This is a genomic window from Microbulbifer sp. CNSA002 (genome assembly GCF_047324085.1).
Classification (GTDB): Bacteria; Pseudomonadota; Gammaproteobacteria; order Pseudomonadales; family Cellvibrionaceae; genus Microbulbifer.
On record NZ_CP172449.1, the window covers coordinates 2,715,470 to 2,737,966 of the forward strand.

Sequence of the window (22,497 nt, forward strand, 5' to 3'; positions counted from 1 at the left end):
GGAGACCTAGAGTCTCCCTTGGACACACCCTCAAATTAAAGTGCACTCACAATCGCTGTACAGAAGAAGGGCACACCAAGCCGATCTTCAGTTATCTCATCACTGATTCCTTAAAACTGAACGTGTCTCTCAATAGAGCTGCAATTTCACGATTTCTGTTTTCGCTGAATATCGAGCCTTCATTATTGTCGAAAGCGGCTAACTGCTATAGCTATTTGCTGCTTGAACATATAAAGAGTCCTAAGCTGAAATAATTAACTATTTTCATACTGGGCATCGGCCTCAATATAATTTTTGTATTACAAAAAATTCCTAAAAGCAAATACTTCAATTCGATGTATGCGAGTAAATTTTAAATAAACTACAACAAGAGAGTACGCCTGAGAAAACACTTTTAGTAAGTCCCAATTTTTCACATTTCGTTTAAGCAGCCCACAGCCGCTTGATCCAGGATTCCCCGACCAATCCACCCGGTAAACATTGATAAACAAATAGCAATACCCACATCACATAAAAAAGGCCCATGAGGTGGGCCATCGAAGAGGAAAAAACCTAAGAAATCACTATACCAGACTAAGGGTATATCTATAGAATCAATTGCATAGATAGACACAGCTTATCGTATGGATATAAGCTGGACCACCACAATTTAGTCAGACAATCTAGCAACAATCTGACCAGTATTAATATCAAGTTCATACCATCCAGAGTTGTCAGGCGAACTAAATCGATCTAAACCGGAAACCGCTTGGCCATGCCGTCTCCCCTCTTCCCCCTTACTCTTTGCAAAGGAATTATTGATATCAACGTGCTCTATTTTTTTCTCTGTAGCTACTTCCAATTGCTCCAAACTTTCCATTAACTTTTCGCAATCTTCCAACCTTTTCAAGAAAATATCACTATCATCCTTATCCCGAAATAAGTATTGACCGATAGATTGCAACTCCGAAATTGCATCTTGAACTTCTCCCAGAAAATCATCCAAGCTTCGTTTATCAGAGAAACCCCTCAATTTGGAAGGGGCATCTTCACAAAATTTCTTGATGCTATGTATCTGATAACTAATACTCACATTATGAATTACTCCTACATTCTTATGGCTTTGGGCACTGCCAGGCTCAGAATTAACCTTGTCATTATTCTTCCTTGCACCCCCTATTACCCCCAGATCAGCCTGAATTTTTGTTGGGACTTCAATCTCTCTGCACCCACTATGCCTTAAACCAGAAATTAACGTCTTAAGACTTCCAGCGACACAGCCAACTAGACGACTAATATTGCGACTAAAACTTGAACTAGTTTTCTTGTTAGTGTGAGCCCCACATAATGCTTCAGATGAGCTTGATCTTCGAATTGAAACAGTACTTAAAAAATCATTCATTTTGCACCCAAGCAAGATACCTTGCGCCTAAATTATCCATCTATACTGAATAAATAATTTATTTAGCCTTAGAAATCCCAACAAAGGAACTGAGCTCATTATAACTCACCGCCAACGTATAAACTCACTACAAATACAGCTCCGCATTTTTAAATGCGAAGCTGAACTCAAAATCTAAAAAGGCCTATACAATCAAATCTGCCCTATTTTGCTCTTGGAGGATGTCCTCAAGGCCCTCCTTTATATTGGCACCTTTCATAAAAGTAGAATAAATCTCATTAACTATATCTAGATAACCACCAAGTACATTATTAATTGCCGTGGAGACCGTATCATCTATAGAACCGGAGGACTTAACAGTTGCCACCGATAACTTATCAGAAACGCCTCCCTCAGAAGGAGCAAGGGAGGACAAAGAATCAAGATCTTTCTCATTTTTTTCTTTTGAGCCACGCTGTGAACTACCGGAGGCAGAATCTTGATTATTTGGACTTTTCCCTGGGTATAAGCTTCTTAAATTTTTAAGACCATCAACAACACGCCTCCTTTGCTCCCCTGATATATTTAACGTATTCGGATTTGATTTTTCAGCCTGCTCAAGTGTGAACACAAATTTTTCGCCATCGTCAGTCTCAACAAATTCCTTTGCAATCAACTCTAAATTCTTAAGGGTTTCATCGTCTCCTAAATACAAGCCATTTGTCAAAGCATCGTATAAATCTAAGAGGTATTCATCAAGGGTAGGATATTCTTGCGGCTCGGTAGTAACGCCTATATTTATTACACGCCCAAATTCCCGTAGAAAATTTGTACTTTCGGAGGTAAAGGTTTTATGCGCGACATTTGTCCAAACTTTATTTAACTGGCTACCTTCCGTAGATAAAATCCGCATAAAGTAGACTTCATCTAATCTGGATCGATTAAGAGCACCCTGTGTCAAATCCTTCTTTGGTTCCACACATACTTCATAAGTTTCTTCATCAATTATATTACGTACTAACTCGTAAATATTACCCTCACATTTCCCTGCCAAACCTTTTAACGATTCCAACCCCTTTTTAATCTCACCCATGACATACACGTCACCCTCACCATCTAATTCAAAATTAGTTGCAATTGACTGAAAATATTCAATCTCTTTATCGATTTTAGATTTTAAGTTTTTTAATTGCGCCAAGTCTTTTTTTTCCTCAAGGATATCCTCAGCTTTTTTGGAAAAATCATCCAGCCGCACTAACCGACCAAGATCAACTGGCTGCCGTCCAACTTTACCAGCTGAGCTTGCTTCATTGGGAATTGGTACCCGAGTATTTTTATTACTTTTCAGGCCGGGCACCACGAATGCCAATCCTCCGTGTAATCTTTGCGCCACAACCTGTAGTTTATGTTTAAAGCCGGATGGCTTCGGGGGATTAGTTTGATTTAATTTTTGATCATCGCTAACTGTAACAAGCGACTGAAAACTGCTAGCAGACGAATTAGCAACAGATTGATTAATTTTTCCCATATACAATTCCAAAATCTCGTATAGTTGGTAGCAGACATATCAACCTCTTCAAAAAAGGGTTTCTCATGAATTTTTACATCCATGAAAATGAAAAGCTCACTTTTAGCGGGCCGTATATGCCGTTAGTTTCATATCTAATATTCGACGGATTAAGCCGAAAGTGGGCAGAGAGAGCCCATTATTCAGCCCATAAAAAATCACCCATCTAGTTGAGTCTATTAATTGATTAATTATGCTTTCAGCGGGAATACTCCCTATAGTCCAAATTTAGCCCCAGACAATCTATTCAGCGGCAATTTATTAAACATCCCGCAAGACCAAGACCAGATAGAGATGATCATCTGTCAGCTACTTAGAGACACTTAAATTTATTGCACACCCCTACATTCAAATCTAAATTTAAGTCCACTAGGTTATAAAGTCGAAACAACAATGATGATAAGCGCACCCCGTTTTTGAGCCGATTAAAATAGAATGTTGGTGTCTATCACTTAGCCTCATTACTATTTTTCTCATCAATTCAGAATTTAACTCAGGCAAATACGACCGCACTTGATATCGGACACGACTACAATACATCTACACTACATTCCTCTTGCCCCTTAAATACAGGTTTAACCCTTAGTTACCATCAGCAATGGTTGTATATAATGCCAGATATGTGTAGTATAAACTTTCAGATTTAACCCTTTGTTTTTAAATTTTGGTCAATTTTTATGATCTGCAAACTGCTCTTATAGCATTGACCTCATCTATAAACATCAAATAGCTCTAAGAGGATCGTCTTAGAAAAACGTATAAAAACAGCATTCAAAACTATTCCCACCAAGCCTCAATTACCCCCCCCGCCTTAGACACCAATTAATCAGCATAAAAATCCGTGTTTGAGGCATTATATGCTCAAAGACATCTCCACACCTTCCCCCAAAAAATTAAGAACTTATCGATAGGAAAGTCATCTTTCATTAATGAAGAATATGCCCAGAATTCATATCAATAGAAAACAGGGCACACCAATGCAAAGGATATATCTTAGAAATTAGATTTCAGGCAAAAATGCTCTTAATCTTTCCAAGTAAAGGCAAAACAATGGAAGCCCCGTTAGTTTTAGGGCTTCCTTTGCTACCCCCCTAAAACCATAAGACTAAATCTACAATCAACAACCACAATCACAATCACTGAGCACCATTTTCTTTTTTTACTTGATTAGTTATAGCATTAAATTCGAGAGTCTCGTGACTGATCTCGCCGGACTCACCTAGCCTTTTAAAAACCCCCGGCACATCTTTAGTGCCCGCAATAGTCTCTAAACCGAAGCTATCTTCGTCTACCTCTTCGGGCTCACTGCCTATTTCTTTAGAGTCATGAAAGGCTGGCTCCTTTCGTAATTGAATATTATTCCAATTAATACCTTTAGCATCATTAATCGCATTGTTATTCCTATCACTTGACACATAGGTTTTACCTACGTGGTCACTCCCGCTTAAAATCGTCTCCTGCTTTGCTACGCGAGGTAAATCCTTATTGCAAACTATTGGGCGATTATCACAATCATAGACAGGCTGTGACGAATCAATAGCTGGATCTGGCTGCTTTTGTTTATACGCTTCCACAATATCATTGGTAGTCATTTTTGCCCACTTTTGCTCACTAGGCTTTTTGTATTGTGCAGCCCTGTCGGTTTCAGTAGATACTAATTCATCCTCAAGCATATGGGGCTTTAAGGGCGCCAGACCAAAATTTGGCCTTACTATAGGTTTGTCTATAGGTACTACTTCATTTGGATTAGGAGAACCCCTTTTTATAGGATTTAAGCAACCTAAAATTGAATAAATCCTAGCTCCAAGGCCAGCCCTTTTTTTGAGACCTGCCCTTCTTGATTGCCTGCCTGATTTTGCCGCCCATTTTCAGGACTAGAGACAGCTATCCGTCCTTGATTATTTACCCCACTTACAGATCCCATTATATCTTCCTCTATTAAAGAGTTAACAAAATACCAAGCAAGTCTATTGCTACATTTATTATTTAAACGTAGACATTACTGCAAAGTTACTTACTTGAATCTTACTCCTTTCAAACAGGCAAATCTTTTGATTTTAGTTTTATCTTTTTAGAATTAAGAAGTTCCTAAATAATAACCCGATACTTCTGACTCTGGATTGGCTCTAAATCGATACACCGCCTCACAGGAGTATCAATCCATCTCAAGCGGTCGCAACGCAAAGTGCGAATGACGCTACCAGTCCCATGCCCCCCAAACAGAAAACTAGGGGTCCTACAAATGACCAGGTCCCCCACTACGGTGATTTACACTCAATATTGACAGCCTTTAGGCCCTGCAGCGCTTATAGGTAAATATTATGTGACACTATGGACGTAATTTCGCATTAAAAATATGCCCCCTCAGAAGCACTGCAAGTAATGTGTAATCTATGCCAGCAAGACGACTGGTATAGACTTCATATCACCATATTTATCGATTGACGACACACCTTTTTAGGCTTCTCTGCCTGGCAGACGAACAACTCAACTTGAATGCCCTGAATGGAGTAATTACCTGTAGTCGCTTACAGTGATAAGCAGTTTGCTATGCAGAATGTCAGTTCATAGCTCTAGAGTCATTCGTCAACAAAGCCTCGCGGATCAAATAGTCCATCAGCTAAAGAAGCAGCTACCCTTACATAAGCAAAAAGAGTATGCAGTTTTGGTTGCTGGAGTGGGGACTTTTGTAAATTAATGTGGACATAACCGCAGGTTTTATATCCCCCAGGCTTAATGACTCAGTCGTTACTTGATTCGGACGGTCTTTGCGGCTTGAACAGTTTTCTTTCTGCAACATAATCTAGTAAAAATTCGGTCACAGAGATCAGCTCTGCGCGCTTTGGTTAATCTTTTTCGACCTGTATTGCTCTCAGCGGATCGGTTGTCTCGCGTGTTGTTTAATGTTGGGGCGCCCCACTTGTTGTTCTTGCGCTACCGACTGAGTTTACATCCATTATTTTCACTTCCTCTTGTGGCTCTAATAATTTCTATACTTTATCTTGAGGAACCTCTAAATGCTTTATTTTGTGGGCTTCAATTTTTAGTTCTTAGTTTTTTATGAGGAGTGTTCAATTGTAGCAATCCACTAAATCCGGACACGAACAGCTTACAAATTAGCAACGGCTCAGGTGGAGCAAGGACAATATCAAAGACTATAACGTAAGGCGACATACAACTCAGCTGAAACCAAGCTGAACGGCTAGCGAAGCTTGCTCAGCCTAGAAAGCATTCAACTATCGGGCCATCAATACCAGAATGTCAAACCGACACATACGATGACCTACGGATCAAAAGCAAAGCCGGAACGGGCTCGGGACATTAGCTACAAATCCTCCCCCCAGCTAAACAGAAAGTTATTAATTATATTATGGGTTTCTATAGCCCAATAAAATCACATCAAAAAAGACGGGCTGCCACCAAATATGGCGGAGATGAAATACTGGGGCGCTTGGGGGGGGGCGGCTATCAAGAAGAGTTGACCACTATTATGCACTAGCTTCTATTACTGTTTGGGCCCAGAAGCCGCTATTAAGCACATTCACGATCGAATTTAGTGATTATCTCACCGACTCCCAGCACCCAAAAGCATGAGAAATTTCACCCGGTCATATATGCCTTCTCAAGGCACATCTCACGCCCAGCAATATGTTTATAGCAGATTAATCTCAGTAATTTCACTAATCTGAGAGCCTTCACATTCAGCTTTGATGCTGACACGATCTCCGTGCTTTACAGCAAAGCCTTTTATTTCTTTCTTGTCAATGAAAAAATAATTTCCTGAAGCCTCATCCTTAACTGAAAAAACATACTCCATATGACTAAACCCCTCACCCTCTAAAACAATTTCCTCTACCGTCCCGACTATAATGCGTTCAGCCAAGACAGTCGCCGACATAACAGACAAAATTACCAATAATAGCACTCTCAACACAATCTCCACCCTACAAACACATTTATTTAAAAATAATCAGTTACTATATTTTACGGAAATTTTTGCGTAACCACTTACAGCATCTACCGATTCAAACTTGATAACCAACCCATTCATAGGATCTGTAAAAGACTCACCTAGCGACTTAAGTCTCACCACATCATTATATGCACCATCATCGGCATAACTAACAACTACTGAGGGGGAGCTTTGACTTGGATTCATTATGGAGTGGCGAGTATGATAATTTATGTAGTAATAATCTTTGCCGTGACTACTACCTTCACTCCGTATTTTTATTTGCTGGGGAATATCCTTTGAAAGCTCTCCGGGACCGAGGTAAATTGATTGCAATTCAGCCTCTTGAAAAACGCCTGCAGACGGTGTGACTACACTGGTATATCCTGGGAATGATTCATACCACCCCAAGAATTCTCTCTGGCCACTACCAAATATTTTAGAATATCCATACCCCATTATTCCTAGACCTCCATATCTACCATCAGAAGCATCCCCATCATTGTTACTATCAAAATTCGCGTGGGCCAGCCCAAAATTATGACCCACTTCATGCTGAATAAAATCTATACCACGAACTGGACCATAATCCAACCCTATTAAGGACCATCCCCCCCAGGTTGCAGCTATCGCACTTGCTCCAAAAATAGCTTTCGGATAAAGGTATACTCGATGGTCCCACTTCCCTAGATCTAGAGGTTCGTTATTCTCATCTACCAGGTTTTCTTTGGCCCAAGCTGTAGCTTCGTCACGGAAACTCAGCCCTTTGTCCGTATATCGGCCACCAAGATGTACCCTATCATATATCTCTTGGTAGCTAAGCATGTCTCCATTTATTTCATCGGGAACATTAAAAATTACACAATCAATTGAAGAGGTATATTGCCCAGGAGAGCCGTAGCAATAATTCTCTAGTGAGCTATCTTCAGCACGATGCCGTACAAAATTATGTTGCCCAAACGAATTGCTATAATATACGTTATCCATAGAGTCTGAATTATTGAAAACTCTATTTGCAAGATCAGAAATACCCAGAATATCTAATGACGAATCACCATCGAACTCCATATATATGAATACAATACTACTCTCCTTAACCTTTATGGTATTAATAGAAAACGTTAATAGTTGAGAGCTATTATCACTTAGTGACAATTCAACCGTTTCAGTAACTGAAGTTCCTGAGGGAATTTCATCAGCTTTCTCGTTAAGGCGGTACTCCCAGTCACCATTTTCATTTATATTAAACTCGCCGTACTCGCTCTCAATAGCTTCATCATTAAAGGTTGGTGCATTTCCATCAATATCACTGATAGTTAGCGTTCCGGTTAAGTACTCTGAGTCACCAACCACTAATGTGCCAATTGGTGTTTCTACATTAAATTCGTATGGATCATCAAACCCTACAATTGCAATCACAATGGGAGTTGTTTCACTACTTGCCTGAATTCCTATATCGAAATTATCACTTACAACTTCCTCACCCTGAATAGGATCTGAAAGAAGATCATCAAGTACATATACCCAACTTCCATCTGCACTGACTTCAAGCTCGCCATAAACCCCTTGAAAGCTACCTGGAGTAAATTGGATTTCACTATTTGTGTCACTGGAGAGCTTCCCTGAAACTCTCTCTTCGAGATTTTCTGAAATCCTACCAGAACCACCTGTTATTTGGTTCGGACTGGTGTCGCCAGAATCATCACTACTTCCTGAGTCATTATCTCCTCCTGAGTTAGCTCCTCCTGAGTCATTATCTCCTCCTGAGTTACCGCCTCCTGAGTTACCACCTCCTGAGTTATCGCCTCCTTCTGAGCCACCATTCCCAACAGAACTTTCATCCGTGTTTTGGTCAGAGCTTGAGTCTGCTCCGCCACCTCCGCATGAAGCTGTAAGAACAGATAACAAAATGGCAGTTGAAATCATACCTATATTATTCACACATTCTCCAAAGCACTATTTCTAAGGTTATTTTTCCGTGTTTAACTTTTGGGCTACACAGGAGATCTATTTATTAAATTGATGGCGCAGCCACCATCAAAAGAACAATTATTTAACAAAGCAATAAGTAAACTAAATCATATGCATATATTGCCCTGCACAAAACATAATCATCCACTAAACAATCGTGAATTAATTAGCCACAACTAAACCTAAACATTGGAGTCCTAATTATTGTATAAAACTCGTTAGCGTCATTAGATTTAAGGCGGTAAATTTTAGAATTTAGTCTTTCTTTAAATTTTTTCTCATTTTTGTGAACTTTATATAGATGCAGGCACAATCCCATAAGCTCACCACTTTCAACCTCCATGTATCATTTCGATATTATTCGGCTATATTTTTTGCAACCCTGGTCCATAGGTAACCGCTAAATATTTCTGTAATTTCTCTGACCTTCAGAGCACCTTAGAATCAGAGCGCGCCTTCCCAGGAGATTCTTGTGTAGAGGCCTACTAAACCCGGAAAACAATTTAGGTGGGGAAGTTGCTAACGAAGACAAAGTCATTCAATGAGTAGACAACATCAACCTTTGTCTCCTGACGGGTATTTCTGAAGATGTAAAGTACCGTCCTCGCGAGCATGTGCGCGATGATGCGGGCCATGCAAGTATGGCTACGACCGATCGCTACATTGTTTCCGACATGCGGGAGCGGCATGAAAGTGGGCGGAGTAAGCGGGTAAAGGAGGAGCGGTAATACTACCGCCCTACCCTCATATAGATGAAATAGCTTGACTCAAAAAAGATACGATATATCATTGCGCACCATCTGATTAATCTAGTACACATGGATGAACACTCAGAGTGCGGAGAGGCTAATGGCACATACAAACAAACTCCCAGTCACCGTCCTTTCAGGTTTTCTAGGTGCCGGTAAAACTACCGTACTTAGCCACATACTGAACAATCGCGAAGGCAAAAAAGTTGCTGTAATCGTCAATGATATGAGTGAAATCAATATTGATTCGACGAAAGTACAGAGCGAGGTTTCTCTTAACCGTAGTGAGGAGAAGCTTGTTGAAATGAGTAATGGCTGTATTTGCTGCACTCTGCGGGAAGACCTTCTGGAGGAAGTCACTAAGCTTGCGCAGGAAGGACGGTTTGATTATCTCGTTATTGAATCAACAGGGATTTCTGAACCCTTACCCGTTGCAGAAACCTTCACTTTTGCGGACGAAAATGGTGTTTCTCTCTCTGATGTTGCCAGTTTGGACACAATGGTGACGGTGGTCGATGCAGTCAATTTTTTAAAGGACTATGACGAGGCCGTATTTTTACAGGATGCTGGTGAATCATTAGGCAAAGACGACGAACGCAGTGTAACTGACTTGCTGATCGACCAGGTCGAGTTCGCAGATGTCATTCTGATCAGTAAAACAGATTTAGCTGGCCCTTCTGATGTTGAGCGCCTAGAGGCCATTCTGCGAACTCTAAATACGCAGGCAAAAATAGTTCCGGTCTCTCAAGGGCAAGTCGATATTGACGAGGTTCTAAGTACCGGCTTATTTAACTTCGAGCGCGCGCAGCAAGCACCTGGTTGGCTTAAAGAGATGCGAGGTGAACATATTCCTGAAACGGAAGAGTATGGCATTAGCAGTTTCAGCTACGAAGCACGTAGACCCTTCCATCCAGAAAAATTTCATCAATTTCTGCACAATACTGAGAGGCACGGCAAGTTAATTCGTTCCAAAGGGTATTTTTGGCTGGCGTCCCGCCCTGAGTTTGCAGGCGAATGGAGTCAAGCGGGAGGCATTGCCCACTATGGTTTCGCTGGGATGTTCTGGAAAGCTATACCCAAAGAAAACTGGCCCACAGACGAAAATTATCGCAGCTCCATTGAAAAACAATGGGTAGAACCCTTTGGTGATATGCGGCAAGAACTAGTATTTATTGGCCAGAGTTTGAATCAAACCAGCATGACAAAAGCGCTTGATGACTGCCTGCTAAGCGAGGACGAAGTGCTACGAGGCAAAGAATACTGGGCGACATTGAATGATCCATTTCCCGCATGGGAACAAGGATGAATATTAACCTCACCCCTGTACTTGGCTAGATCCTTTAGTGGGAAAGTGTAAAAGACCGACGAAATGTCGGTCTTTTATTAAGCTAGCGCCTTTCGACAGTTCAATTCTCTATAGCGGCCTCAACGGCTGCCGCCGCATCAACAATGCCTGACCCACAGCGCCGACATGAGCCTGTAAAACTTCGGGCTGTACTGGTGAGAATGGATTCAACCTCATCTGGTGTAACATCGGGCTTGACTGAATATATAAGTGCGGCTGTACCGGCAACATGTGGAGCGGCCATGCTGGTGCCGGCGTAGTAAGCGAAGCTATCACTACCGGGAGTTCGCGCGCCGCTGTTTAATGTAGAGAGAACGCCATCGGATTCCACCGAGTTAGTTTCACCTCCGGGGGCAGCGACATCGACCACATTGCCGTAGTTGGAGTAGTAAGCAAGTCCTCCGGAGCGGTTGGTCGCGGATACTGTAATGACTCCTGAACAGTTAGCCGGCGAAAACCAGAAGGCATTCCGCCCAGAGTTACCTGCGGCAACAACAACTGTGGCGCCCAGGCTACGGGCTGTATTGATGGCACTTTGAGTTGTGCTTCCACAGAGGCCAAAGCCCCCCAGGCTCAAGTTCAACACTTGAGCCGGAGTTTCATTGGCTGGTGCACCACTAACCGAGCCGCCAGCGCTCCAGACAATGCCATCAGCAATATCAGATGTGTAACCGCCGCAGCGGCCGAGTACTCGAACGGGGAGCACTTTTGCTTTATGGGCTATCCCAGCGATACCCATATTGTTGTTGGTGACGGCAGCAATGGTGCCGGCCACATGAGTGCCATGCCAGCTGCTATCAAATTCGGGATACAGTGGGTTTCCGCAGTAACTATCGGTATACCAATCCCCGGGATCACTGGCATCACTATCACGGCCATCCCCATCTACAGCGATATCGGAATCCGAAATCATGTCGTAACCAGGCAGCAAGTTGTCCATGAGGTCTGTGTGAGCGAGATAACCGGTATCAATAACTGCTACTACCACGCCCTCCCCCTGAGTTATATCCCAGGCTGCGGGCAAATTCAGTCCACCATCAGCTTCAAAGTAGTGCCACTGGTCGTAATAGCTGGGGTCATTAGGGACCGCCATAGGGTGCATCATCAAGTCGGGCTCAGCGTACTCAATATTGGGGTCTTGTTTTAGGCGGTTGATTATCAGGTTGATCTCGGCTTGGCTTTTTCGGCTCCCCAGGTGCATGACTTGTGCACCCGTCGCCATGCGCCGCAAGTGGCGCAAGTTGTGGCCCGCACGGCGAGAGGCTTTCTCCACAGTTTCCTGAGTCATGCTCGCTGACCGTCCGATCGTGGAATCCTGCTTGTATTTCACAATGATCCGGTCAGTTGTTGGGGAACTACTTAGGTTATCCATTTGGGTGGCGAAGGAGCCTGTACATAGAAGTGAAAACACACCTGCTAGAGTGGATTTTTTCAACAGTGACTTCATTATTGTTATCTCTCCATGATGATTTAGCCGACGGGGTGTAACATCCTAACCATTAGTACCACTGTCCCTGTTGTGACAGGGCACGTTAGGCTTTACGCAAGATATATGCCTGAGCAAGTCATGGCTGGATATCGAGACAAAAATTAGTACCAGTGTTTCAATTTTGCCCACAGGGATAGTAGTGGCAACCGATGTATCCTTCTTAGGTGATTGTCGGCCTCTTTCTATTCTTGTGACAGCCTCCACCTAAACAAACTTATTTATCTGTCTTTGCACCGATATAGAGATAACTAAGGGCTTTCCAATCACTGTGCACAGAAAGGCTGCAAAATACCGTTCGAAAATTTATCAACTTTAAAGAAAAGGCTGGAGCTTGAAGGTAATTCACTCTGATAAAACGAGCTTTAATCGAACAGTGGAAATGATCATCACAGAATTGGTGATATTGCCGGCAATATCACTAGGAAAGGATTCTGCAGAGATCAACGTGTTAAATGAAAGTGCCAGTCAGCTTAACTGACTGGCATTATTTGAGTAGAACAGCTATCTACCCACCCCACAGGAACCTGTCGAGTGGGAGTTAGCCCATTTACTCAGTACTAGCACTCAGAGAAACGCCAGAGTAGTCAGAGTAACCGCGGATACTGATATACCAGGTACCTGCGCCTGGATTGCTGATGCTGCAGCTTTCATCATTACCCCACTCGTAAGGGCGACAATCGTACGCTGTGCGGGTGGGCTCTTGGCCGAAACGGACGTAGAGATCTGCATCCCCACTGCCACCAGACATTACGGCGCTCAGCGTTGAAGCTCCGCTATCAACCTCAATAGTGAAATGCTGCCAGCCGTTGCGGGAACCACTAAGATTTGTCTCTTCCCAGCTGTCACTACCGCCACCGCCGCCACCACCTGCGGTATAGCTGCCCACGAGACTTACGTTAGAGAAGGAGCTATATCCACGTACCATGACGTGATAGGTTCCTCCCTGTACGTTATCGATATCACAAGTTTCATTATTGCCTGAAGTATAGGGGCGGCAGTCATAGGTACTGGTTGTGGGGGCGCTGCCATGGCGAACGTAGAGGTCAGCATCGCCGCTTCCACCGGACATTACAAAAGACAAGTCTGTAGCGTTGTTAGGCACTTCTAGGGTGAAGTTAATTTCATCACCACTGTTACCCTCGATACCAGTCTCAGCAACACCATTTTCAAGTTCACCGCCGTCGTTACCGCCACCACCGCCGCCACCATTGGCCGAGGCTACGGCCGCTGCTGCATCGACAATACCTGAGCCACAGCTGCTGCAAGAAGCCGGGAAGCTCCGTGCGGTACTGGTGAGGATTGATTCAACTTCATCTGGGGTCAAGGTAGGGTCTACAGAGTAGAGCAATGCTGCGGCACCGGCCACATGAGGCGCCGCCATACTGGTGCCCTGGATGTAATAGTAACTATCACTGCCTGGGTCAGTAGCACCATTGTTATAGGTAGAGAGGACGCCGTCGGAGTCATTGGCGAAGCTCTGTGCTCCGCCCGGCGCTGCAACATCTACTACATTGCCGTAGTTAGAGTAGTAAGCACGACCGCCACTGCGATTAGTCGCAGCCACTGAGATCACCCCATCACAACTGGCAGGAGTAAATTGGCTTGCATTAGCATTGCTATTGCCAGCAGCTACAACAACCGTCGCACCGAGACTGCGAGCAGTATCGATGGCACTTTGTGTAGTAGTACCACAGCTTCCGCTGCCGCCAAGGCTGAGATTGAGTACGTCGGCGGGATTCGCATTGGCTGGCAGTCCACTGACAGAACCACCAGCACCCCAAATGATGCCGTCAGCAATATCTGACGTATAGCCACCACAACGGCCGAGCACACGGACAGGAACAATCTTGGCCTCATAGGCAACACCTGCGATACCAAGATTATTGTTGGTAACGCCAGCGATAGTGCCGGCAACATGGGTACCGTGCCAGCTACTGTTGCTTGAGGAGCTATCTCCACAAGTACCAGAGCTATACCAATCACCCGGATCGGTGGCATCGCTATCGCGACCATCGCCATCTACGGAAACGAAGGTATCGTCGATCATGTCGTAGCCCGGCAAAATGTTGGCTGCCAGGTCTGCATGGGGTCGATAACCAGTATCGAGTACCGCGACCACAGCCCCGTTACCCGCAGTGGTATCCCAGGCTGATGGAAGGTTCAAGCCACCTGTAGATTCATAGTAGTGCCACTGATTGAGGTAACTTGGGTCATTAGGTACAGCCACTGCTTTCAAGATCAGATCTGGTTCTGCGTACTCCACATCCGGGTCTTGCCTCAGGCGATCGATAATTGCATTTACTTCAGCTCTATTTTTTCGACCTTCCAGGCGCATTACCTGAGCGCCAGTAGCTATGCGGCGCAGATGGTGCATTTTATGGCCAGCGCGACGGGAAGCTTTTTCCACAGTTTCCTGAGCCATAGTAGCGGCCCGTCCAACTTTAGCGCTTTCTTTGTACTTAACGATGATGCGATCAGTTAGCAGCTTGTTATCCGCTTCTTCCGCATAGGCACCAAAAGGCGCAGTGCATAGCAATGAGAATGCACTTGCTAAAGCCGTCTTTTGTAAAAGAAATTTTAAAGATAATTTCATTATTGTGGTTTCTCCGAAGTTATATTTATTCCAATACCAAAAAATCATTCGATATTGGTTACTCCTAAACCGCCCCGCTTTGGCTAAATAAATTCTATAAAGGGAAAGCCCAAAAACTGCTGAATTTAGGATCATTTAGTTAGCTTGAGCGAAATTGGTACCATTGTTTCATCTTGGTACAAATGTATAACGACTCGGAAATTGTTGTCCTCAATGGAGATCTCGAAACTCATGTGGACTGCGATGACAAGTTTTAAATCTCTACAAAAAACTTTAGTAATAAATATTTTTCCGCAAAAAAGTGTGGAATGGTTCACGAGAGACACAGCCAAAGAGGATTAACAGATCACTTATGACAAAAAATACGGCCTTATTCCTTAAGCATAAGGCAATGTTATATCACATCAAAAATATTTTATTTAACTATGACTTTGATGATTGCTAAGTTGATTCAATGAGGGATGGGCGCTCTTGCGAGCATGAAAGAAAAGAAAAAATCTACTACTTTAATCGACACTAGTTATCAGCCACTTACTTGAGCTAACCATTCACCGCCTGACAAATCAGCAGAAAATCTAATCACTCCGAATTGTATAGCTGCTATATCTTGGTCTTTATAGGTGTTCTTTCACTAGTGAAATTAAACGATCGCACCTGGCTATAGCTTTATAGGCATAGGCTTCTTTGCTTCCCCGAGAACTATCAAGTTCAGAGAGGACACTCTTTGTGAAGACCTTAAATATCTTCCCCTTTGTGAATGGCTAGTCTCCATATAGGTGTCTAATCTAGTGCCATGGAGACACCGACTGCCACACCTGTACCTTTGTCATAACTTATGAGGTTTGATATGAGAAAAGCAACTGGAGAAGCGGTAGGCACACAATCCAGGCTAGCCGCCCCATCTGATTTAAGTGAGAGTGCGAGGGCCAGCATTACTATCGCCGTTAATACCCTGCTGGCAGATACTTTCAGCCTATATGTGAAGACCAAGAACTTTCACTGGCATGTCAGTGGCCCCCACTTCAGGGACTATCATTTGCTTTTCGATGATCAAGCCGATGAAGTATTTGAGATGACCGATGCACTGGCGGAGCGCGTACGCAAACTAGGAGGCACTACGCTTCGCTCCATTGGCCATATCGCTAAGCTACAGCGTTCTTCAGATAATGATGCCGAGTATGTAGATCCGCAAGATATGCTGTTAGAGCTCGGCGAAGACAATCGGGAAATGATTGCAAGTATGCGTAAAGTCCACGAACTTTGTGATGAGCATAGAGATATTGCTACCGCAAGCTTGCTGGAAGAGTATATTGATCAGGCAGAAAAGCGGTCATGGTTTTTGTTTGAGGCTAGTCGCAGCTCTGGTTTGACACACCACTGAGCCCTTTGGCTCAAGCTTGATCTGGCAGACAGCGCTACTTTTTGAATTACCCTGTCAGATCAAACTCAACCAATACGACTTTCATTTTCCAAAGCGGCCTGTTCCTTTTCAGGTTAAGAGCTACAATTCCAGCTTCAACCTCTCCCCGACCGAATTTTCGAGGAAACCTTCTCGGAGGTAAAAATCAATTGTTCGTTGCCAGTTTTCTCTTTCCGGAGTACTAACTTCCAACCGTGGCCAGCCCTCTTCCTTCGCAAATCTGATCACCTCATCCAAAAGAGCCTTACCAATAAACTGTGAACGGAACTCTGGCTCAACATACAATTCCTCAATTACCCCATAGTTGCCACCGGCATAAATAGCAGCAGACCTTGATAGGGTAATAACGCCCACTGGAGCTCCATCGGCATAATATAGGAAAGCATGGAACCCATTATCTTGTGAAAGTAACTTCTTAGCCGTTACTGCCATGACCTCTGGATCGATGTTGCGCCTATGACCGACAAGAGCTTGCAGCAATTTTGTTACCAGTCCTGCGACCTCACTACTCTGCTTCGCCCCGGCCCTTACAATCGGACTCACCATAAACTATCCCTTCCCTTTAACTTATTTACATTTTTGCCCAGCTGAAATGTGATCACATTTAGAATCTATCAGCAATTTTTACTGGCAGCAAGCTGGGTGCGTAGGAAAGAAAGCGGACAACTCTCTATTGAATTGCTCTTAAGTGAAGGGGATGAGCCCCTTAATCAGGGGCCGGTTTATTGAGACCTTGATCCCAGCGCTTATAGATCGCCTCTTAAATGTCTCCTAAATATTCGAGGCTACGTAAAGCAACAGACCAATCCAAGCCACCAAATCGATTGATAAATGCCATATGTTCAACACCAATATCCTGATAACGAGCGATCATTTGTTGAACTTCCGCTGGAGTACCAAAAAGCCCAGTTCCTTTATCACGCATACAGTTGTATATCCCCGAAGCATCTGAGACTTTGTTACCGGAAAGATAAGAAATCACACGGGCCAATGCAGGCTCTACTGAATACCTCACGTCCTTTTCCGATTCCCCCACCTGGGAGAAGATGGTAACTACACTTTCCGCATGGTCCTTACCAAAGCCGCTATCAGCCAATCCCTGACGATGCTGCTCAATTCGCACAGCGATTTCATCAATATTCTCGGTTGAAGGCGCAACAATTGTTATCAGGCCATATCCCGACCTTCCAATTTTATATGCGCTTTCGGGGTTATTGCTCGCGATGTAAATTGGGGGAGAAGGCTTTTGCACAGGAGATATATTTAAGGACTCAACTCCTCTATGGCCCTCTAAAGCCAGCTTCCAGCGCTTTTGAATCTCAGCTAGGTTATTCTTAAATCTCTCCCCTCGGCTTGAAAAGTCATACCCCATTCCTTCTGACTCCAAGAGTTGCCCACCAGTACCCACTCCCATGTTGAGGCGCCCCGCAGACAAAATATCTAACATGGCATAGTCCTCTGCCACCTGAATCGGGCTCCTTAAGGGTAAGATAGAAACTCCCGAACCTAGGCGTATCCTTTTAGTCAATTGGGAAAGCGCTGAAAGGAAAACAGCAGGGTTGGGAATATGTCCCAGATGCTGGAAGTGATGCTCTGCACACCAAACACTATTGAAGCCAGCTCTTTCAGACAACACCGTATGTTCTATGCAGTGCTTCATCAACAAACTGGGATATTTTTCGACCTCCGGGTGATAGTCCAAAAGCCAGAATAGTGACTTCTTAATATTGCTAATTGAGTGACCCATAACCAAAAACATCTCTCGCTGATTGCTAAAGCCCAGAACTTTGAACCCTGCATCTATAGACGAGTCAATAGCAAATAAATGACCATATATTCGCCATATACACAAACCTACGGTAAGTGTCATTTTCATTAGCACAAAAGAAGGGATTCTACGGAGCGGTTCAAATCTCCTTTACACTTCCATAAGAGCAATTCAAGGTATCGCCTTCCGACTTGACCTGTCTACAGGTTCAGGGTTGATCATCACCTGCTCTACCTATCTGGAGCATTTATGCTAACTGTTACAGAACTGGCCAGGCACTGTGGTATATCTAGGGCAACGATTCTTTACTATGAACGAGAAGGAATACTTGCGCCCACACGGCGCTCAGATAACGGCTATCGCTGGTATGGCCAAAATGAAACTAGAAGGCTGGAAGCTATTGTTGCCTATCGTTCCTACGGCCTATCTCTGAACGATATAAAACGATTACTTGATGGCCAAAACACTTCATCTCAGTCTCGGATTCTGGAAGATCATTTCTACCAATTGGAGAGCGAAATTCACAAGCTTAAAGAACAACAGAGAGCGATCGTCGCCCTATTAAAAGAGCCAAGTTTGCTTAAAGATCAAATGGTCACTAAGAATCGATGGGTAGAAATAATGAGAGCGGCAGGGTTTGATGAAGACTCTATGCTCGCTTGGCACCATAAGTTTGAGGAAATGGAACCTGAACAACACCAGAGGTTTCTTGAGTCTCTAGGTATGAAACCTGAAGAAATAAAAAGTACAAGAGGTTTTAAGGCCTAAAGAGCGTCTACAGCAGTTGATTTGTTTTGGTTTCCAAAGCATTGCCCCGTCGTTAATCTATGTACTTTCTCTTATCGTCGCCCTGTTAGCTATCAATATATAAGCTTTACCTCCTACCAAATCTAAAGAACTCCTACCATACCTATAGAGCAGCTTACAATCCTCTACAAACTATAGGGGAGCGTATACAAAAACCTTCCTCCTAACTTAAAGTTAACAGGGATAAATTTTGTAACGGTCAGCTACTGTTGGTTTACCCATAGAACAATATAGGGAAACAATTTGCTTCTAGTTAATTTGCGGCCACTGTTCATGGCAGTATCTAATGTAAATCTCCATAGAAACCTCTTAGTTGTTCCCATTTGGCAACGGCAAGAAATCTAATAGCAGCAGTGAAGCCTAATCATCCCCGAGGAAAGTAGTCGCCCGCCTATGGCATCAAATCTTATGTAGAACAGGTGTTTCTCTTATCGCCAGCAGAAGTTGAGCTTCCGGTAGAGGCGGCCTCCATCAATAATAGGATTAATACAAATAATAGCCTGAATAACACCTGTAAACGATCAATTTAAGCATTAATAGCTGCAACTCCACCTATTAACACTTTTAACCTTTGTAGACTATAATAGCTCAAAAAGCACCCTTTAGCTCGACAAAACCTAATCAAAGGGTGGAAAGGCAACTATTATGGGATTTCACGGTCAATCAGATAAGCAAATACTTGAGTCGCTGGGCAATCGTCTCAAAAACTACCGCTTACGAATGAACCTTACTCAAGATGACATGGCTGAGCGTGCAGGCCTATCCACCTCCACCATTAAAGGGCTGGAGGCTGGTCGTGGCAGGCTTGATAGCCTTGTTGCTGCGCTGAGAGTACTTCGCCAACTTGATTCATTGGATAGCTTCTTACCTGAACCGGCAGTAAGTCCGATGCAAATTGCTACTCAAGGTAAACAGCGGCAGAGAGCCAGCCGCAGCTCACAGAATCAGCGCGATACCCTGCCCTTGAACAGCAATAAGAAAAGGAGCAAGCCGGAATGGTAAACCAGACAAATGCCGCAACAGTTCACTTGTGGGGCGAGTTGGTAGGCGCTGTCCACTGGGGTGACAGTGGTTATGGTTCATTCGAGTATGCACCGGAGTTCTTGCGTCGGTGGCTGGATATAGCTCCGATAACCATGCCTATTGAAGCTTCAAATGAGCCATATACATTTCGCGGCCTCGGTCGGGAAACATTTAAAGGATTACCGGGACTCCTCGCCGATTGCCTGCCTGACAAGTTCGGCAATGCGGTGATTGATGCCTGGCTCGCACGCCAAGGGCGAACTCCAGAGAGCTTCAACCCTATTGAGCGACTCTGTTACACCGGTACTCGTGGCATGGGAGCGCTTGAATTTCAACCGGCGGTGGACGGCACTTTCAAAGATTCTGTCGACCTGAACGTTGAAGAATTAGTCAAACTAGCTGCCGCAATTACCAATAGGCAGACAGATCTCAACACGCAATTTGGACATAGTGATACTGAAAAATCAGGCTCCTTGCTGGACATATTGCGCGTAGGAACCAGTGCGGGAGGCGCCCGTGCAAAAGCAATTATTGCCATGAATGCTATGGGGGATATTCGCTCTGGTCAGGTCCCCGCCCCTAAAGGCTATGACTACTGGCTTCTCAAATTTGACGGCGCTGGAGATCTTGAACTCGGGGTAAGCGATGGCTACGGGCGGGTTGAATACGCCTATCATCGTATGGCTCGCGAAGCGGGTATCAATATGGCGGAATGCAGGCTATTGGAGGAAAATGGCCGAGCGCATTTTATGACGCGGCGCTTTGATCGGGTAAACGGGCAAAAGCTTCATATGCAGTCTCTATGTGGTATTGCGCACTTGGATTTCAACATGGCAGGTGCCCACTCCTATGAGCAAGTATTCAGCATAATGCGTGAACTATATCTGCCTAAAAATGAAGCCGTTCAGCAATATCGCCGTATGGTCTTCAACGTATTGGCCAGGAATCAAGATGATCATACAAAGAATATTGCATTTCTTATGGACCCAGCCGGAGAATGGTCTCTTTCACCAGCCTTTGACCTGACTTATGCCCACAATCCTGGCGGAGCTTGGACAAGTCAACACCAGATGAGTATTAACGGAAAGCGTGATCACTTCATTTTAGATGACTTAATATCTATTGGGGAATCCATAAGCATTAAGCGCCCAATGGAGATAATTGATCAGGTCGCAAGTGCGGTAGCAAATTGGGAGCAGTTCGCTGAAGCCTCCGGTGTCTCTGAAAGCTGGACTATTGAAATTGGCCAAAACCACCGCAAGCTAACTTGAATTACATCTATATGTCATTGACCTAGCCACTTCTTTTGTGGCCCCAAGGATGGAGCCAGGGTTCGATCCCAAATTTTACCGCTACAACCTTCAGCCTCCCAACCATACTCCCACGGCGGCCCCAGTGTATCTTTTAACTGCAAAGATCCCCTGTCGAATAGAAAGGAGGCACCGTACACGAGCTAATAGTCTATGAGATATCGGGCGGGATGAAGCCAGGTCCAATCTAAAAAAACGACACTTCAATCATCTTCATCTGGGAAATATCAGCTTTCATTCTATTTTGGCGATTAGCGTATAAAAGAGCTGCTCATGATGAAACAGTCACATCTATTCACAATAATTTTGATTGTCCTTGCTTTTATGGGAGTTAAAACGGCAGCAGAAGAGGATGGCCATAAATCAGTCAAGAATAGCAAGGGCATCATTTGTAATAATGAGTATGTTCTATGCACATCTGCCCCATGCATTCCAGACCCCAGCAATCCAAATTCAAATGCAATTTGCAGGTGTGACGTTAATAAGGGGTTGAACTTCGGGTTTTCCGAATGTAAAACCCGGGCTCCTGTGACTGACTCAAACGACGTCAAAAAAGCCTTATCGACATTTTCTTTCGCACAGGCTCCCACCAAACCTGTACTGTCCTGCCCCAAAGGTAAACCGTGGACTGATTGCCTGGATCAACCCTGCATTGTCGACCCGATGAATCCACTTAAAGCCATATGCACATGCAAGATTGTACGGGATAAGTCTTTTGTAACTTTTGGAGGCGATTGTGTTTCCCTGAGTTGTGATACGGGTTACTGGTCTGGTGCAACGGTAGAGTCTTATGTGGGAGCAAGCAGAAAACTGATGAAGGCATTTAGCTTAGATGAGGTTCCCGCCAAATATTGCGTAGGGATCAAACCTGAGGTTTCAGAGTAATTTCTGCTCGGTCCAAGCCACATCAATCTTTTGTGTTTTTAGAAATAGACACCCGATTCTCACTACGGAGCGTTGACCCCTACACTGTTCAGCGGCCCATACAATTCCTGAAAGAATCACCAAGTAGATTATATTACTTTCATAATTATTAAAATTTCGGCAAAAGTTAAATCACCCTTATCGTAATTTCTGGTATGGTTAAATCAACCACAAAAAATGATTAACTAACAACTGCCGCCTAAAAAATAAAAACTAAAC

At 43.9% G+C, this 22,497-nt stretch carries 16 protein-coding genes; 6 read left to right on the forward strand and 10 right to left on the reverse strand.

The features are described 5' to 3' along the window. Positions 1 to 649: 649 nt before the first annotated feature. The 6 genes from ACG1BZ_RS12210 to ACG1BZ_RS12235 form a co-directional block, all read right to left on the reverse strand. Positions 650 to 1,381: a hypothetical protein gene (locus ACG1BZ_RS12210; RefSeq protein WP_413662036.1), complete on the reverse strand. Its 732-nt coding sequence runs from the start codon at positions 1,379 to 1,381 to the stop codon at positions 650 to 652. A 184-nt stretch (positions 1,382 to 1,565) separates the two neighbouring features. Further along, on the reverse strand, positions 1,566 to 2,888 hold the full coding sequence (locus ACG1BZ_RS12215; protein WP_413662037.1) for a hypothetical protein: 1,323 nt from the start codon (positions 2,886 to 2,888) through the stop codon (positions 1,566 to 1,568). Between the two features lie 1,175 nt (positions 2,889 to 4,063). After that, positions 4,064 to 4,600: a hypothetical protein gene (locus tag ACG1BZ_RS12220; protein WP_413662038.1), complete on the reverse strand. Its 537-nt coding sequence runs from the start codon at positions 4,598 to 4,600 to the stop codon at positions 4,064 to 4,066. Between the two features lie 107 nt (positions 4,601 to 4,707). Further along, positions 4,708 to 4,851 (reverse strand): hypothetical protein, encoded by a 144-nt coding sequence (locus tag ACG1BZ_RS12225; protein WP_413662039.1) that lies wholly within the window; start codon positions 4,849 to 4,851, stop codon positions 4,708 to 4,710. 1,728 nt (positions 4,852 to 6,579) lie between these two features. After that, positions 6,580 to 6,810 carry a hypothetical protein gene (locus tag ACG1BZ_RS12230; RefSeq protein WP_413662040.1) on the reverse strand — a complete coding sequence of 77 codons (231 nt, stop codon included), beginning with the start codon at positions 6,808 to 6,810 and terminating at the stop codon, positions 6,580 to 6,582. Between the two features lie 87 nt (positions 6,811 to 6,897). Continuing rightward, positions 6,898 to 8,820 (reverse strand): VCBS domain-containing protein, encoded by a 1,923-nt coding sequence (locus ACG1BZ_RS12235; protein WP_413662041.1) that lies wholly within the window; start codon positions 8,818 to 8,820, stop codon positions 6,898 to 6,900. An 879-nt stretch (positions 8,821 to 9,699) separates the two neighbouring features. On the opposite strand from ACG1BZ_RS12235, the gene zigA reads away from it, so the two are divergent. Next, complete coding sequence (gene zigA / locus ACG1BZ_RS12240; protein WP_413662042.1) at positions 9,700 to 10,905, forward strand: zinc metallochaperone GTPase ZigA; 1,206 nt, start codon at positions 9,700 to 9,702, stop codon at positions 10,903 to 10,905. A 100-nt stretch (positions 10,906 to 11,005) separates the two neighbouring features. Here the strand turns inward: zigA and ACG1BZ_RS12245 are convergent, their stop codons facing one another. Both ACG1BZ_RS12245 and ACG1BZ_RS12250 read right to left on the reverse strand, forming a co-directional pair. Beyond that, positions 11,006 to 12,391, reverse strand: coding sequence for a S8 family peptidase (locus ACG1BZ_RS12245; protein WP_413662043.1), 1,386 nt, complete (start codon positions 12,389 to 12,391; stop codon positions 11,006 to 11,008). 589 nt (positions 12,392 to 12,980) lie between these two features. Next, on the reverse strand, positions 12,981 to 15,026 hold the full coding sequence (locus tag ACG1BZ_RS12250; protein ID WP_413662044.1) for a S8 family peptidase: 2,046 nt from the start codon (positions 15,024 to 15,026) through the stop codon (positions 12,981 to 12,983). 847 nt (positions 15,027 to 15,873) lie between these two features. Here ACG1BZ_RS12250 and ACG1BZ_RS12255 point away from each other — a divergent pair. Continuing rightward, a complete protein-coding gene (locus tag ACG1BZ_RS12255) occupies positions 15,874 to 16,407 on the forward strand; it encodes a Dps family protein (protein WP_413662045.1) in 534 nt (177 codons plus the stop codon). Between the two features lie 120 nt (positions 16,408 to 16,527). Here the strand turns inward: ACG1BZ_RS12255 and ACG1BZ_RS12260 are convergent, their stop codons facing one another. Both ACG1BZ_RS12260 and ACG1BZ_RS12265 read right to left on the reverse strand, forming a co-directional pair. Next, positions 16,528 to 16,992, reverse strand: coding sequence for a GNAT family N-acetyltransferase (locus tag ACG1BZ_RS12260; RefSeq protein ID WP_413662046.1), 465 nt, complete (start codon positions 16,990 to 16,992; stop codon positions 16,528 to 16,530). Positions 16,993 to 17,206: 214 nt separating this feature from the next. Next, entirely contained in the window at positions 17,207 to 18,316 is a 1,110-nt protein-coding gene (locus ACG1BZ_RS12265; RefSeq protein ID WP_413662047.1) for an LLM class flavin-dependent oxidoreductase, read from the reverse strand. A gap of 147 nt (positions 18,317 to 18,463) precedes the next feature. Here ACG1BZ_RS12265 and ACG1BZ_RS12270 point away from each other — a divergent pair, with 147 nt between their 5' ends. The 4 genes from ACG1BZ_RS12270 to ACG1BZ_RS12285 all read left to right on the forward strand — a co-directional run bounded on the left by ACG1BZ_RS12270 (position 18,464) and on the right by ACG1BZ_RS12285 (position 22,239). After that, the gene (locus ACG1BZ_RS12270) at positions 18,464 to 18,982 is read left to right on the forward strand and encodes a MerR family transcriptional regulator (RefSeq protein WP_413662048.1); all 519 of its coding nucleotides are present in this window, start codon (positions 18,464 to 18,466) and stop codon (positions 18,980 to 18,982) included. A 684-nt stretch (positions 18,983 to 19,666) separates the two neighbouring features. After that, positions 19,667 to 20,023: a helix-turn-helix transcriptional regulator gene (locus tag ACG1BZ_RS12275; RefSeq protein ID WP_282932855.1), complete on the forward strand. Its 357-nt coding sequence runs from the start codon at positions 19,667 to 19,669 to the stop codon at positions 20,021 to 20,023. After that, a complete protein-coding gene (locus tag ACG1BZ_RS12280) occupies positions 20,017 to 21,315 on the forward strand; it encodes a type II toxin-antitoxin system HipA family toxin (RefSeq protein WP_413662049.1) in 1,299 nt (432 codons plus the stop codon). The genes ACG1BZ_RS12275 and ACG1BZ_RS12280 overlap by 7 nt, the downstream gene beginning before the upstream one ends. Before the next feature lie 312 nt (positions 21,316 to 21,627). Further along, positions 21,628 to 22,239 (forward strand): hypothetical protein, encoded by a 612-nt coding sequence (locus ACG1BZ_RS12285; RefSeq protein ID WP_413662050.1) that lies wholly within the window; start codon positions 21,628 to 21,630, stop codon positions 22,237 to 22,239. Positions 22,240 to 22,497: the final 258 nt, after the last annotated feature.

Bases quoted from the DNA above. Each gene is read 5' to 3' on its own strand.
- ACG1BZ_RS12225 (WP_413662039.1), bottom strand. From the start codon at position 4,851: ATGGGATCTGTAAGTGGGGTAAATAATCAAGGACGGATAGCTGTCTCT.
- ACG1BZ_RS12250 (WP_413662044.1), bottom strand. From the start codon at position 15,026: ATGAAATTATCTTTAAAATTTCTTTTACAAAAGACGGCTTTAGCAAGT.
- ACG1BZ_RS12265 (WP_413662047.1), bottom strand. From the start codon at position 18,316: ATGACACTTACCGTAGGTTTGTGTATATGGCGAATATATGGTCATTTA.
- ACG1BZ_RS12260 (WP_413662046.1), bottom strand. From the start codon at position 16,992: ATGGTGAGTCCGATTGTAAGGGCCGGGGCGAAGCAGAGTAGTGAGGTC.
- ACG1BZ_RS12280 (WP_413662049.1), top strand. From the start codon at position 20,017: ATGGTAAACCAGACAAATGCCGCAACAGTTCACTTGTGGGGCGAGTTG.
- ACG1BZ_RS12285 (WP_413662050.1), top strand. From the start codon at position 21,628: ATGATGAAACAGTCACATCTATTCACAATAATTTTGATTGTCCTTGCT.
- ACG1BZ_RS12220 (WP_413662038.1), bottom strand. From the start codon at position 4,600: ATGCTTGAGGATGAATTAGTATCTACTGAAACCGACAGGGCTGCACAA.
- ACG1BZ_RS12210 (WP_413662036.1), bottom strand. From the start codon at position 1,381: ATGAATGATTTTTTAAGTACTGTTTCAATTCGAAGATCAAGCTCATCT.
- ACG1BZ_RS12255 (WP_413662045.1), top strand. From the start codon at position 15,874: ATGAGAAAAGCAACTGGAGAAGCGGTAGGCACACAATCCAGGCTAGCC.
- zigA (WP_413662042.1), top strand. From the start codon at position 9,700: ATGGCACATACAAACAAACTCCCAGTCACCGTCCTTTCAGGTTTTCTA.
- ACG1BZ_RS12270 (WP_413662048.1), top strand. From the start codon at position 18,464: ATGCTAACTGTTACAGAACTGGCCAGGCACTGTGGTATATCTAGGGCA.
- ACG1BZ_RS12215 (WP_413662037.1), bottom strand. From the start codon at position 2,888: ATGGGAAAAATTAATCAATCTGTTGCTAATTCGTCTGCTAGCAGTTTT.
- ACG1BZ_RS12245 (WP_413662043.1), bottom strand. From the start codon at position 12,391: ATGAAGTCACTGTTGAAAAAATCCACTCTAGCAGGTGTGTTTTCACTT.
- ACG1BZ_RS12275 (WP_282932855.1), top strand. From the start codon at position 19,667: ATGGGATTTCACGGTCAATCAGATAAGCAAATACTTGAGTCGCTGGGC.